This window comes from Acinetobacter sp. YH12128 (assembly GCF_013418655.1).
GTDB classification, from domain to species: domain Bacteria; phylum Pseudomonadota; class Gammaproteobacteria; order Pseudomonadales; family Moraxellaceae; genus Acinetobacter; species Acinetobacter amyesii.
Genome location: NZ_VPBO01000022.1, coordinates 55,773 through 67,813 on the forward strand (window position 1 = coordinate 55,773; position 12,041 = coordinate 67,813).

The window sequence follows — 12,041 nt, forward strand, 5'->3', positions numbered from 1 at the left end:
CATTAAGCTCCGATTACATGTCTCATTACATAAACTGTGATAATCCCTGCCAACATAAAACTAGCAGTTGCAACGAATGAACGCTTAGAAAGACGACTAATACCGCAAATGCCATGTCCGCTTGTACAACCTGAACCTAATCGCGTTCCGAATCCAACCAATACCCCGGCAATGATCATCATCCATGGGCTTGCATCAAGTTCAATTGTCACAGAGGTCATTTTCCCGTAGATAAAAGGCACAATAAAAAGTCCCGCTAAAAACCATATCGCAGGTGTTTTTAAAATCGTTTGAGGATTCAACATTTGCGCAATTAAACCACTGATACCGGCGATTCGACCATGTACGTATAGGTAGCCAACTGCGGCTAGGCCCAATAAGGTCCCGCCGAGAAAAGCGGTTAGAAAGGGATGCATATTCATCAGCCACAAAAACAATATATGTTTTTATAATATGTTATTTAAAAAAAGATGCAAGCCCTCCAACCGAAATATTCGTTCTGACTTGCCTTTTCCTGATTGAAAAATTCAACGTTTCAAGAGTGTTTGATTAATTTATTTAGAAATAATTTATAAACTTGAAAAATCACGAAATATATCCTCGGAGATTTTTCAATAAAGGCTGTTTATTATGAAGTTAATTGAAATAATAGATAGTTTATAGATCAATACTGATATCGCTGAGTGCATCGCTCACCCACGTTAAAGCATCTGAACCCAATTCTATAATATTCGAACCAATTTCAGCTAAGTCGGTCAAATCTAGAGAAGATAAAGGATCAAATGATGTACTATTTTTTTGCTGTTCTTGTTCAGCTTGCTGCTCAATGGCTTGATCAAGATGAGTTTGATCTAATGGAGATGAGTTTGAATGTTGTTGTAATTCATAGTCGTTATTTTGCATAGGTTCATCCTGTTATTTTGTTTTTTATTACGTTCAGTTGATATTAATTTGGCTCAAACTCTTTGAGCACCTTATCTACAAACCACCAAGGTAAACGCTGAATACCTGAATTCATCTTTAAAATTTCAGCTTGTTCAATTTCCGCAATGAAAGAAGCATGCTGTCCATCGGCAGAGTTATCAAATAAATAACTACGATCCGTTGCTTCTACCGCCTGCATTAACAGATCCATACTTCGATAATAACGTTCGCGAATTTTTTGTTCTGGCACACCATGTCCACCCGTTTTCACGCGGTACTGAACACGTGAAATATTGATAACAGGATCAATAGTGGAAACATAATATAGATAGGTTCGAAAGCCTTTTCTTTTTGCTTCGCGTAGAAACTCCACCTTGGAAATATGGGACATCACCGTTTCAAAGGTAAAACTAATTTTTAGTTCTAAAAACTGCAAACGGATGTAATCGATAATTCTTGCACAAAGATATGAATCAATCTGATCTGGATGAAATTCAATTTTCCACGGATCTAATATCTGAGGTTTTCGTGCTAATAGCGGAATAAATTCTCCATCAGCGGGACGCTTTTTCGTATATAGAAAGTCAATTAGTGCTTCGGATTTTAAAGCGGGATGGTAATCCAACAAATTGAGCCGGTGTGAATGTTTCAGTTGAGCTTCGAGTTCATCCGCATTTAAATATGCCCCAATATGATGGGGCAATAAATATTCTTTAACTGTGCTTTTACCTGAACCATTTGGACCCGCGAACATTCTAATGCGAGGTTGTGGAGGCATGTATTAAACAATTTCCTCTATTTTCTTTTTTCGTTTTAAAATTTTTGGTAGATCATCCACTTGTACAAAGTCGGCTGATACATCTTTTATTTGTACTTCTTGACCATTTTGCAGACGTTGAACCAGTTGTAGACCTTTTACATAAACCACAGTGGATGACGCACTTGCTTGTTCAAAAGCATGGCGAAATGCATGGATAGCAAGGCTCGGGATCATATCGTCCTCATATTGGCTTGCTTTCATTACTGAAGTATAAGCTGTCATGTAACAACTCCTCAAACATCAAAAATAATGTGTTCAATCATCTTATCATACTCGCAATATTTGTCTATTTATCCATCAGTCATCCTGAGAAGAAATTGATAAAAATTCAAAATGCTTAAATCATTTGATTGTATTGCTCGAAAAGAATGTCGTATATGAGTCAATGTGTGTGGATAGTAAAGCAAGAATTATGTAAAAGTTACCTACATTGGATTTATCACCCAATTAAGCATTTAATTTTTCACAAAAAAATAGCCACTTATTCAGTGGCCAAAAGAGAACGACATCAACAAGTTGATGTATTAGTACTGACCTATGCAACAGGACCAGGGATGTTTGTTGCATATAAATCGTTCTAACTTGATCATAATAATGTGATGGACTTGTCAATTTAAGCATATTTTATATCATTTTCTGACAATCTACATTTTCAACTTCTAAGATTATTAGAAACTGCACCTATAGTGAATAATGCTGTAATAATTTTGAAATATTAGACCATTTCGAATTATGAAAAATAGAACAAAATGAAAGAAAGTTAGACTAGAGCCCAAAAGTTTAAGCAGAGAAATTTAAACCTAAATTATTTTGTAGGACTCGAACAAAATGCACTTTCGTTTAAGCCAGATGACTGCATACTCTGTTGCTGTTGTTGTAAATAGTGCTGTGAAGCCACTCGCATTAGATTGGCCATTTCAAGAGCTGAGTTTTGCTGAGATATTTCTAAAATCTGTCGATATGCATTCAATCTTAAACAAAATGCTTGAGTTTGCTGCTGACCCGTTGCAGTAGATGTAGGGTCATCTAAAATGGCTTTGGTTGAATTAATTTGCTCAGTATATGTATGTATCTGAGCATTATATTCAGCTTGAGTCAGTTGTGGAGTAACCGCTTCATTCACATTTGCATATGCTACAGAAGCAGTAAACACAGAAAAAATAAAGACATAAAGTTTATACATCAACGGAGAATGCATAAATTAAGCCTCATCACCTTCTTTCCAGACATCTTCATAATCATCAGCATCGATCATAAAACGATAGCCCACATCCAAAGCTAAATACGGTAGCACTTCAGGCACAACATCTTGCAGTTTACGCACAGTCATTGTTTCAAAGTTATCTGCGCCTTCAAGCTCGCCGCCATAAATATACCAACTGACATTTTCATCACCTTCTGCAGGCTTACGAATACCAACTATTGGATCTTTATTTAAGGTATGGACAGCCACAGCAATTACATCATTGCCCTGCACTTCTACATATGCAGAACCCACTTCTTCACATAAAAGTTTTTGTTCTGCAATCAGTTCTGCCAAAGGTGATGAATTTTGCGTATGTTTTGCCATGTTTGTTCTCAGGCCATATAGGTTTCGGGCATTCTACCGTGAATTACACTTATATAGATAAATTTTTTCCGTGCGAAAGCATTCGTGCCTTGTTTTATCAATTCATTTATAACAAAAGACTCAATGCTGTAGATTCCATGTAAAGGTATAAACAGGAATAAAGGAAACTTAATTTAAGACATATACCGCTCAAACACAGAAATAGACGAAAAAAAATAGAATCAACATTCAAACAGCAAGCTTCTTTACCACCACAGATTTAACTTTTGCCAATGCCTGTGCAAATTTGGACAAATACCCGATTTTCCAAACTTACATGATTTATGAAAGAAATCGTCAATGCCTTGCACGTTTCATAGATTCAAAACACTGACTAGAAAATACACAGGATGGTTAATACGCTTATATATAGGTCTATAAAGTATGACTTAGCTAGGCAATAAATGTTCATCATATCTAAAGCTGCCTACTTATAAGGAAATGCTCCCACAGAATATTTAATTCGCTAAGGCAAACAAAATATCTAGCTTGAGCCCTATCATCTATGAAAAAAATTTCATTGGCCTAGAAATATGCTTTATAAACCATAGAAAAAGTAACTATCTTTTAATTTTTATATACTTAGCACACAAACCTGATTTATTCTTTCAAATAACTCGATTGAAAACTGAGAACAATTTAGATTCCTTTACGCGTGAAATAAGTTAAACCTTAGAATTTTTAATACGCTGAATAAATACTATCTTTACGACTATGCATGCGTAGGCAGTTCAACTGACGATCTATAAGACAAATGTACAGGCCATCTCACCTTTCAGATCATTTGTATTGGTTATTGCTACACGAATGCACCACGATAAAGCAAGTTTACACAAAAGATATCAACAGTTTTAGCCAATTGGGTTTAAAATGATGCCCTACAATATAATGATAAAAAATGTAATCTTTTAACATTGCCAATTCTCTGCAAAGTTCGCATTATATAGCCCATTCTCGGCACATGCTTTTCACGTCAATTCAAAGAAATTATAAAAAAAATGTGGAATTTTATGCCATAATGAGCAAACTTTGCAGGTATCTTGCAAAGTAAATTTGCAACTTTTTATTGGAGCAGGCTGAATGAGCTCGACCATTTTGGTCATTCATGGACCGAATCTCAACTTACTGGGAAAACGTGAACCCGAAGTTTATGGCTATCTAACACTCGAAGATATTAACCAAAAACTGATTTCACAGGCTCAAAACGCTTCCATTTCTCTCGACACTTTCCAAAGTAATTGGGAAGGCGCTGTCGTCGACCGAATTCATCAAGCGCAACAAGAAGGCGTTCAATTTATCATTATTAACCCAGCAGCCCTAACACATACTTCGGTTGCTGTGCGTGATGCCCTCCTTGGTGTAGCCATTCCGTTTATCGAAGTACATCTATCAAATGTCCACGCTCGCGAAGCATTTAGACATCACTCCTATCTATCTGATAAAGCCGTTGGCGTTATTTGTGGTTTAGGTGCAAAAGGCTATGCCGCAGCACTAGACTTCGCCATCGAAAAAATTCAACCAACTTCTCAATCTTAATTAGGAATACTGTTCATGGATATCCGTAAAATCAAGAAACTCATCGATTTGATGATTGAATCTGACTTACAGGCGATTGAAGTTAAAGAAGGCGATCAATCGATTGCTCTAACTCGTCGCAATCCAGTAGTTGCTGCCGCTGCGCCTGCTATGGCTGCTCCTGCCGCTGCGCCTGCTGCACCTCGTTCACCACGTGGTGCTGTTGAGCCGTCTCCTATGGTTGGTGTGTTCTATGCTGCGCCAAATCCAGGTGAAGCACCATTTGTGAAAGTTGGTCAAACTGTATCTGCTGGTGAAACACTCGGTATCATCGAAGCAATGAAAATCATGAACCCAATTGAAGCAACTCAAAGCGGTGTAATTGAAGAAATTTTGGTTAAAAATGGCGAAGTGATCCAATTCGGTCAACCATTATTCCGCTATCGCGCTTAAGACCACGGGGAATCACAATGTTGCAAAAAGTTTTAATTGCAAACCGTGGTGAGATTGCGCTCCGCATCACCCGCGCTTGCAAAACTTTAGGAATTAAAACCGTAGGGATTTATTCCGATGCCGACAAAGACCTAATGCACTTACGCTTCTGTGACGAAGCAGTGTGTATTGGACCAGGTGCCAGCAGCGAAAGTTATCTCAATATCCCTGCCATTATTACAGCGGCTGAAATCACCGGTGCAGATGCCATCCATCCAGGTTATGGTTTCTTATCTGAAAACGCTGAGTTTGCAGAAATTGTAGAAAACTCAGGTTTTATCTTTATCGGTCCGCGTCCTGAACACATTCGCTTAATGGGGAACAAAGTTTCTGCCATTATTGCGATGAAAAAAGCTGGCGTACCAACAGTTCCGGGTTGTGACCATGCTGTAACGATTCACAATGCATTGGCAGAAGCCAAAGAAATTGGCTTCCCATTGATTGTAAAAGCTGCCTCAGGTGGTGGTGGTCGTGGTATGCGTATCGTTGAACGTGTAGACACGCTACTCGAATCTGTACAAGCCGCTCAACGTGATGCGGAAATGTGGTTTGGTGACGACACCGTTTATATGGAACGTTTCCTTCAAAAGCCACGCCATGTCGAAGTGCAAGTTCTTGCAGATGGTAATGGCCATGCAATTCACCTTTATGATCGTGACTGTTCATTGCAACGTCGCCATCAAAAAGTGCTTGAAGAAGCGCCTGCACCGGGTTTACCTGAAGAAGCACGTGCGCATATTCTTGAAGCATGTGTAAATGCTTGTAAATTGATGCAATACCGTGGTGCTGGTACATTTGAGTTCTTATTTGAAGAAGGTGAATTCTTCTTTATTGAAATGAATACTCGTGTACAAGTAGAACATCCTGTTACTGAGCAAGTAACTGGTGTGGATATTATCGAGCAACAATTACGCATTGCTGCTGGCTTAGGTTTGGATCTTCAACAAGAAGATATTCAACTTAAAGGTCATGCGATTGAATGTCGTATTAATGCAGAAGATCCATCTACATTTATGCCTTCACCGGGTAAAATCGACCATTTTTATGCACCGGGTGGCGCAGGTATCCGATTAGATTCTCATATCTATCAAGGATATAGCATCCCACCATACTATGATTCAATGATTGCAAAACTCATTGCGCATGGTAAAGATCGTGAAACCTCTATTGCGCGCATGAAACAAGCTCTGGAAGAGATTATCTTAACTGGCGTGAAAACCAATATTCCGCTACATAAAGATTTGATTCTTCAAGATAAAAATTTCTGCGAACAAGCTATGGATATTCACTATCTTGAAAAGCATTTATTGAAAAAAGTCGAAGGACATGAAGATAAATAAATCTTCAACGTCAAAAAAACCACTCAAATGAGTGGTTTTTTATTTTCATAAGAAGAAATATCAATATGTCATACTTAAGGCAAAACTCGACGCAATGTCGCAAAACACTGCTGAGCCTGATCATTGGCACAGAAATTAATAACCGATGGACTTTTCCACTTTACAAAGTACTGTGAAATTTCGCCGGTTTGATCTTGAATATTGCCCGAACAATCCATCTGATTATTGTCATATTTTACTTGTAAAATCAGTGCTGGAATTTGCACATTCGGATCTTGCGCAGGTTGATAGTCATATACCCCAGATGACCACTCTTCACCACTTTTGATCACTACATCATTATTGCTCTTAAAATTATAATATTCGACGCACTTTTTGTTGGTCGGAATTTCCATGCCCCATAAGCCAACCAATTCAGAACGTGTTGTCACCCTAAAGCTATTTATAGCTTCAACTTGATTTTTAGCCTCTGAATTTTGAGTTGTATTCTTATTATCTGCCGCCATCACCAACGATGAACTCAACATGAGTAAAACTGTAAGATATGCTATTTTCATACATTTAATCAGTCATATAAATCATGCTCTTAAAGTAACACATTTTTTTACAAATCCGCGGTTTATCACATTTTCATAACAATCATTTTTCATCTTTATCCAGAAAATCAATCTCCGTTAACGAAACTACAAATCAGCTAAATGCCAAACAAATCACACTATTTACAATAAAATAATATAAAATCTTTTTTATCGTTTAATATTCGAAAAAAACGAATTCTCCCATATTTAACTTAGGCTTACATAAGCTAATGAAACTGCATTCGAATAGTCTTGCTCCGCTTAATGCACGCCACAGCATGGCTTTTGTCATAGTCGCTGCAGTTATTCTTTGCTGCTGCTTAGTCGGTATTTTCAGCCGCCCATTAAGCTATTTAGCGATTTTTTGGCCTGCGAATGCAGTATTGTTAGCAATATTCTTAAGGTTCCCTAAACTGAGTAATCTGGGAGGATGGTTAGGTGCATTTACCGGTTATATGCTCGCAGATTTAGTGACGGGCAATTATTTCCAACTCACTTTATTTCTCACTTTTTCAAATTTAACCAACAGCATGGTATCGCTATTTTTTATGCGATATTTTCAGGTGAACTATCAAAACTATAATAAAGGTTTCACCTTTCTGACCATGATTGTCATCATCGCCTGTGGTGGATGCCTTGCAGGTGCTCTTTTTGCTATTTTCACTGTGCCTTATATCCCCAACACGTTTATGTCGACCGATCGATTGTCGATTGATTTTGGTATGTGGTGGATTACTGAAATATTAAATGCGCTGATTATATTACCGCTTATTCTGTCTTTTCCTAAACTGGCCGATCTTAAACTGTATTGCAAAGACCGACGCAATCAAAGCTTTCAAATCAACAAGATATTTCCAGCTATTGCGGTTATCTTCTGCGTATTTTTAACGACAGTGACTACTGGTCCGGGCGCAATTCTCTACCCTTTAGCGGCTCTGATTTGGGCAGCTTTAACCTATCGATTATTTACCCTATCTCTGATTAATGCCGTAGTCATTTTAGCGACCTATTACAATTTAAATGCCTTCTATTTACATGATTCATCACTCACCTACTTGTCTACAGCCATTTCTGTACGCATTGGCCTTGCCATGCTGATAATCGCTCCATTAATTCTTTGTATTATTAGCCGCAATCGGCACGAACTGTATAAAGAAGTTTTATACCTTGCAAATCATGATAGTTTAACGCATGCGATGAATCGTCGATATTTTTTCGAGCAAGGTGAGCTTTACCTACAAAACCAAATTCAGCTTAACTTTTCCATTATCATGATAGATATTGATCATTTTAAACAATTGAATGATCAATATGGGCATTATGTCGGTGACCAAGTTTTACAGGAATTTTCTGGTATTGTACGTAAGAATTTGCGTGAAACAGATTTATTTGCACGTATAGGTGGTGAAGAGTTTAGTATATTACTTACCAACATTGCAGCACCTGAAGCCCAAGGTATCGCTGAACGTATCCGAAAAGTCGTTGAAACCACACCTATTTTCATTGATGAACAAAATACGATTTATATTACGGTGAGTATTGGTCTGATTCATCAGTCTTTGCCCAATGCTCCAAGTTTGCAAAGTATGATTAATCAAGCCGATCAGGCCTTATATCAAGCCAAAGAGCTCGGCCGTAATCAGGTGATTTTAGTCCATTGAGACTTATCAATATACTGAATTGCTTCAAGCTGGCTTTTGAATCGTTTTAGGCAAGCCCACGACCAAAAACATGGCAGGTAGAACCGCCAGTCCTGCGATCATAAAAATAACGGGTCCCGAAAGCATGTCCCAATATCGACCTGCTAAAATACTGCCACTCGCAACACCTAAGCCCCACATGGTACTGTATAGCGCTTGACCTCGCCCTTGTTGACTTGCGGTAAAATTTTGAAAAATGATTCGCATCGCGATTAAGTGGAATAATCCAAAACTGAAGGCATGAATCGTTTGCGCAGCAAATTGAGTGATAAACACCGCCGGATATAAGCCTACAATCAACCATCGCATCCCTGTTAGCCCCAAACAAATGAGCACTAAGTTACGCCAAGAATATCGATTAAAAAAGACATTGGCATAGGCAAACATAATGATTTCCGCAATGACTCCGACAGACCATAAAAAACCGATTTGGCTCGTCGAAAAATCGGCCTGCTTAAGGTAATTGCTATAAAAACTATAAAACGGTGCATGCGAAAAGAGCAGAAAAAATTCAATGATAAAAAAACTCGCTACAATAGGCCGTTTTAAGATAGGCCAAAGTGGTTCAAGTTTTTTCTGTGAAGATGGTGCAGTAGCGGGCTCTTTAATCGTAAATGACCAAATAAATGCGAGAAATGCAATGCATAACAACATGATAGGAAGCATGGAAACAGGTATTATTTCTAGCAAAGCCCCTATTCCAAATACCCCAACAATGAAACCAACTGATCCCCATTTTCTGACTTTTCCATAAAGTTCTGCACGCCGCTCAGCTAACCAAAATAAAGTTACTCCTTCAAATTGAGCCAATATGGCATTTTGAAAGAAACTAAAAACCAGCATGAGTAATGCAACAGACTGAAAACTGTTGGGAATTATAAAAATCAGAAACCAAATACAGGCTTCCATCCATGTTGCGATTCGAACTAAAAGCATGCGCTTGCCGGATTTATCTGCAATCCAACCCCAAATAAATGGGGCAAAAAAACGTGTCACAATTGCAATCGAAGATAAAACCCCTATTTCTTGATAATTAAACCCTTGATCCTCTAAATACAAACTCCAATACGGCATGAATGTACCCACTATTGAATAATAGAAAAAGTAGAATCCACCTAGTTTTGTTTGGATTGGAATTGATTGCATTTGGTTATATTCACTTGTATTTTCAAACACTTAAATAAGTTAATGGTTATATAAGATTGCACTCATTTGGCTGTATTTGTAGCTCAACAGTCTACAAATGAGTCTACAAATTGCAAAAAAATATTTTTTTTGATTTTTTGTAGACTGCTTTAAAAACTCATTAATTTTCACTATTTTATCACTGTTTTTCGCATAAAAGAAAAACCGCCCGAAGGCGGTTATTTTTGACGATGAAAGTTATAAATCTTTTGGAGTATTTATTTTATTGACGAGCTAGAGATGGAAATAAACATTCAACAATACGTTGGGTACTCCATAAACCAATTTCTTGATGATGCATATGAGGCGCTAAATACTTTAGAAGTTTGTTGATCTTATATCCTGTATTCGTATTTCCATCAAATTGTTTCTTAAGCTCAGCCATTTCATGGTTAGCTAAATAATTAAATGAATTGGTCTCTAGGAAGTTTTTCACATACTCATTATTCACTTGATTTTGCTTAGGATCTATAGATTTGCCAGCAATCCAATCATAAATAAAAGTTTTTTCAACAGCATTAAACACTCCAAACATTTTACCATCTTCGTCGTGAATCATCTGCCAAAATCTACTCTCTTCAGGTGGTCGATTCAATTTTATCCAGCCCATACGTACAAGCTCAAAAATAAACTCTTCAACACTATCATCTTCAGACAGCCATTCATTCGTCGTTCTATTGTTAAACATACATTTATTACTATGCATATGTTTACCAACGATCGCCTTTTTCTTAAATATTTCTAGCACCATCTTTTCAGTGCTTAAATTTTTAATTATCTGAACTGAACTCATTCCTTTGTTATTTAGGAGATAGCCGATTTTGAGTTTACGAATGAAAGAGGTGGATCAGGAAATTTGAACAACACTTATAAGTGATATTTTGCTCCCCAAATGATGTTATAAACATCAATATATGGAGTATTTTATGGCACGTAGACCAAGAAGAAATCATTCAAATGATTTTAAAGCTAAGGTAGCACTTGCTGCGATTAAAGCAGAAAAAACACTTGCTGAATTGAGTGCTGAATTTGATGTTCATCAAAACCAAATTATCGACTGGAAAAATCAACTGATTTCAGCTTCCTCGCAAGCTTTCGAGCAATCAAAAGCTCCAACAGAACCACCCATCGATCTAAAAAAACCACATGCAAAAATCGGTGAGCAGGCATTAGAAATTGATTTTTTAGAAGGTGTGTTGAAGAAACTGGGCCGCTTCAACCACAAAAGTTAATCGATGACTCACTTCAGATTTCAGTATCTAAGCAAGCTCAGCTGCTGAAAGTCTCCCGTGGTTGTTATTACTATCGCCCAAAACCTGTGAGTGCATCAGATCTGAAGCTGATGCGGTGTATGGATGAGTTACATATGCAATACCCTTTTGCAGGTAGCCGTATGATGCGTGATTTGTTGAATCGTCAAGGACATCATATAGGACGACGTCATATACGTACTTTAATGAAGAAAATGGGCATTAATGCGTTATATTGCAAACCAAATTTAAGCCAGGCTAATCAAGCTCACCGCAAATATCCATATCTGCTCAAAGGATTGGCTATTCAGCGCAGTAATCAAGTGTGGTCTACGGATATAACGTATATCCCTATGGCAAAAGGCTTTGTTTATTTATGTGTTGTGATTGATTGGCATAGCCGCAAGGTACTTGCGCATAGAGTATCGATTAGTATGGAGGTTACATTTTGCATAGAAACATTAAATGAAGCTATTGAAAAATATGGTCGACCTGAAATATTTAGGGTCTGTTGACATTTGTTGATTAAAAAAATAGCGAGATAGTAAAATTAAATCGCCAAACCCAATTTTACACTCGCTATGCCTCGAACAATGCTAAATGATCAACACTGGTCCAAGTTACTTGC

13 protein-coding genes and 1 pseudogene are annotated in these 12,041 nt (G+C 37.5%); 5 read left to right on the forward strand and 9 right to left on the reverse strand.

Going from position 1 to position 12,041, the window contains the following annotated elements; translation table 11 throughout:
- Nucleotides 1-2 precede the first annotated feature (2 nt).
- The 6 genes from FTU64_RS12385 to FTU64_RS12410 form a co-directional block, all read right to left on the reverse strand.
- Nucleotides 3-416, reverse strand: a complete 414-nt coding sequence (locus FTU64_RS12385) for a YeeE/YedE family protein (protein ID WP_180005525.1) — start codon at nucleotides 414-416, stop codon at nucleotides 3-5.
- Between the two features lie 241 nt (nucleotides 417-657).
- Nucleotides 658-903: a hypothetical protein gene (locus FTU64_RS12390; protein WP_180050773.1), complete on the reverse strand. Its 246-nt coding sequence runs from the start codon at nucleotides 901-903 to the stop codon at nucleotides 658-660.
- 43 nt (nucleotides 904-946) lie between these two features.
- Nucleotides 947-1,702 (reverse strand): zeta toxin, encoded by a 756-nt coding sequence (locus FTU64_RS12395; RefSeq protein WP_252725865.1) that lies wholly within the window; start codon nucleotides 1,700-1,702, stop codon nucleotides 947-949.
- Nucleotides 1,703-1,705: 3 nt separating this feature from the next.
- Nucleotides 1,706-1,966, reverse strand: a complete 261-nt coding sequence (locus FTU64_RS12400) for a hypothetical protein (protein WP_168379492.1) — start codon at nucleotides 1,964-1,966, stop codon at nucleotides 1,706-1,708.
- Nucleotides 1,967-2,549: 583 nt separating this feature from the next.
- Nucleotides 2,550-2,942 (reverse strand): hypothetical protein, encoded by a 393-nt coding sequence (locus FTU64_RS12405; protein WP_180050770.1) that lies wholly within the window; start codon nucleotides 2,940-2,942, stop codon nucleotides 2,550-2,552.
- A gap of 3 nt (nucleotides 2,943-2,945) precedes the next feature.
- Nucleotides 2,946-3,314 carry a hypothetical protein gene (locus FTU64_RS12410; RefSeq protein WP_180054637.1) on the reverse strand — a complete coding sequence of 123 codons (369 nt, stop codon included), beginning with the start codon at nucleotides 3,312-3,314 and terminating at the stop codon, nucleotides 2,946-2,948.
- Between the two features lie 1,119 nt (nucleotides 3,315-4,433).
- Between FTU64_RS12410 and aroQ the strand changes: the two genes are divergently transcribed.
- Genes aroQ through accC form a run of 3 tightly spaced genes read left to right on the forward strand, consistent with a single transcriptional unit; the run spans nucleotide 4,434 to nucleotide 6,700 of the window.
- A complete protein-coding gene (aroQ, locus tag FTU64_RS12415) occupies nucleotides 4,434-4,889 on the forward strand; it encodes a type II 3-dehydroquinate dehydratase (RefSeq protein WP_078190789.1) in 456 nt (151 codons plus the stop codon).
- Between the two features lie 15 nt (nucleotides 4,890-4,904).
- Entirely contained in the window at nucleotides 4,905-5,321 is a 417-nt protein-coding gene (gene accB / locus FTU64_RS12420; RefSeq protein ID WP_078190790.1) for an acetyl-CoA carboxylase biotin carboxyl carrier protein, read from the forward strand.
- Between the two features lie 17 nt (nucleotides 5,322-5,338).
- Nucleotides 5,339-6,700, forward strand: coding sequence for an acetyl-CoA carboxylase biotin carboxylase subunit (gene accC, locus FTU64_RS12425; protein WP_111885487.1), 1,362 nt, complete (start codon nucleotides 5,339-5,341; stop codon nucleotides 6,698-6,700).
- A 74-nt stretch (nucleotides 6,701-6,774) separates the two neighbouring features.
- On the opposite strand, the gene FTU64_RS12430 is transcribed toward accC, so the two are convergent.
- Nucleotides 6,775-7,257, reverse strand: a complete 483-nt coding sequence (locus FTU64_RS12430; RefSeq protein ID WP_168379494.1) for a hypothetical protein — start codon at nucleotides 7,255-7,257, stop codon at nucleotides 6,775-6,777.
- A 299-nt stretch (nucleotides 7,258-7,556) separates the two neighbouring features.
- Here FTU64_RS12430 and FTU64_RS12435 point away from each other — a divergent pair, with 299 nt between their 5' ends.
- A complete protein-coding gene (locus tag FTU64_RS12435) occupies nucleotides 7,557-8,939 on the forward strand; it encodes a sensor domain-containing diguanylate cyclase (RefSeq protein WP_257222251.1) in 1,383 nt (460 codons plus the stop codon).
- A gap of 24 nt (nucleotides 8,940-8,963) precedes the next feature.
- On the opposite strand, the gene FTU64_RS12440 is transcribed toward FTU64_RS12435, so the two are convergent.
- Together FTU64_RS12440 and FTU64_RS12445 are read right to left on the reverse strand one after the other, a co-directional pair.
- Complete coding sequence (locus tag FTU64_RS12440; RefSeq protein ID WP_180042248.1) at nucleotides 8,964-10,124, reverse strand: MFS transporter; 1,161 nt, start codon at nucleotides 10,122-10,124, stop codon at nucleotides 8,964-8,966.
- A gap of 262 nt (nucleotides 10,125-10,386) precedes the next feature.
- The gene (locus tag FTU64_RS12445) at nucleotides 10,387-10,956 is read right to left on the reverse strand and encodes a hypothetical protein (protein WP_180042250.1); all 570 of its coding nucleotides are present in this window, start codon (nucleotides 10,954-10,956) and stop codon (nucleotides 10,387-10,389) included.
- Between the two features lie 121 nt (nucleotides 10,957-11,077).
- Between FTU64_RS12445 and FTU64_RS12450 the strand changes: the two are divergent.
- Nucleotides 11,078-11,916, forward strand: a pseudogene (locus tag FTU64_RS12450) (IS3 family transposase); the annotation flags it as partial.
- Between the last annotated feature and the right edge of the window lie 125 nt (nucleotides 11,917-12,041).

What these genes read in the sequence shown, in the direction of transcription:
- accB (WP_078190790.1), top strand. Translation starts at nt 4,905, where the DNA reads ATGGATATCCGTAAAATCAAGAAACTCATCGATTTGATGATTGAATCT.
- FTU64_RS12385 (WP_180005525.1), bottom strand. Translation starts at nt 416, where the DNA reads ATGCATCCCTTTCTAACCGCTTTTCTCGGCGGGACCTTATTGGGCCTA.
- FTU64_RS12390 (WP_180050773.1), bottom strand. Translation starts at nt 903, where the DNA reads ATGCAAAATAACGACTATGAATTACAACAACATTCAAACTCATCTCCA.
- FTU64_RS12435 (WP_257222251.1), top strand. Translation starts at nt 7,557, where the DNA reads ATGGCTTTTGTCATAGTCGCTGCAGTTATTCTTTGCTGCTGCTTAGTC.
- FTU64_RS12395 (WP_252725865.1), bottom strand. Translation starts at nt 1,702, where the DNA reads ATGCCTCCACAACCTCGCATTAGAATGTTCGCGGGTCCAAATGGTTCA.
- FTU64_RS12440 (WP_180042248.1), bottom strand. Translation starts at nt 10,124, where the DNA reads ATGCAATCAATTCCAATCCAAACAAAACTAGGTGGATTCTACTTTTTC.
- FTU64_RS12405 (WP_180050770.1), bottom strand. Translation starts at nt 2,942, where the DNA reads ATGCATTCTCCGTTGATGTATAAACTTTATGTCTTTATTTTTTCTGTG.
- FTU64_RS12400 (WP_168379492.1), bottom strand. Translation starts at nt 1,966, where the DNA reads ATGACAGCTTATACTTCAGTAATGAAAGCAAGCCAATATGAGGACGAT.
- accC (WP_111885487.1), top strand. Translation starts at nt 5,339, where the DNA reads ATGTTGCAAAAAGTTTTAATTGCAAACCGTGGTGAGATTGCGCTCCGC.
- FTU64_RS12410 (WP_180054637.1), bottom strand. Translation starts at nt 3,314, where the DNA reads ATGGCAAAACATACGCAAAATTCATCACCTTTGGCAGAACTGATTGCA.
- FTU64_RS12430 (WP_168379494.1), bottom strand. Translation starts at nt 7,257, where the DNA reads ATGAAAATAGCATATCTTACAGTTTTACTCATGTTGAGTTCATCGTTG.
- aroQ (WP_078190789.1), top strand. Translation starts at nt 4,434, where the DNA reads ATGAGCTCGACCATTTTGGTCATTCATGGACCGAATCTCAACTTACTG.
- FTU64_RS12445 (WP_180042250.1), bottom strand. Translation starts at nt 10,956, where the DNA reads ATGAGTTCAGTTCAGATAATTAAAAATTTAAGCACTGAAAAGATGGTG.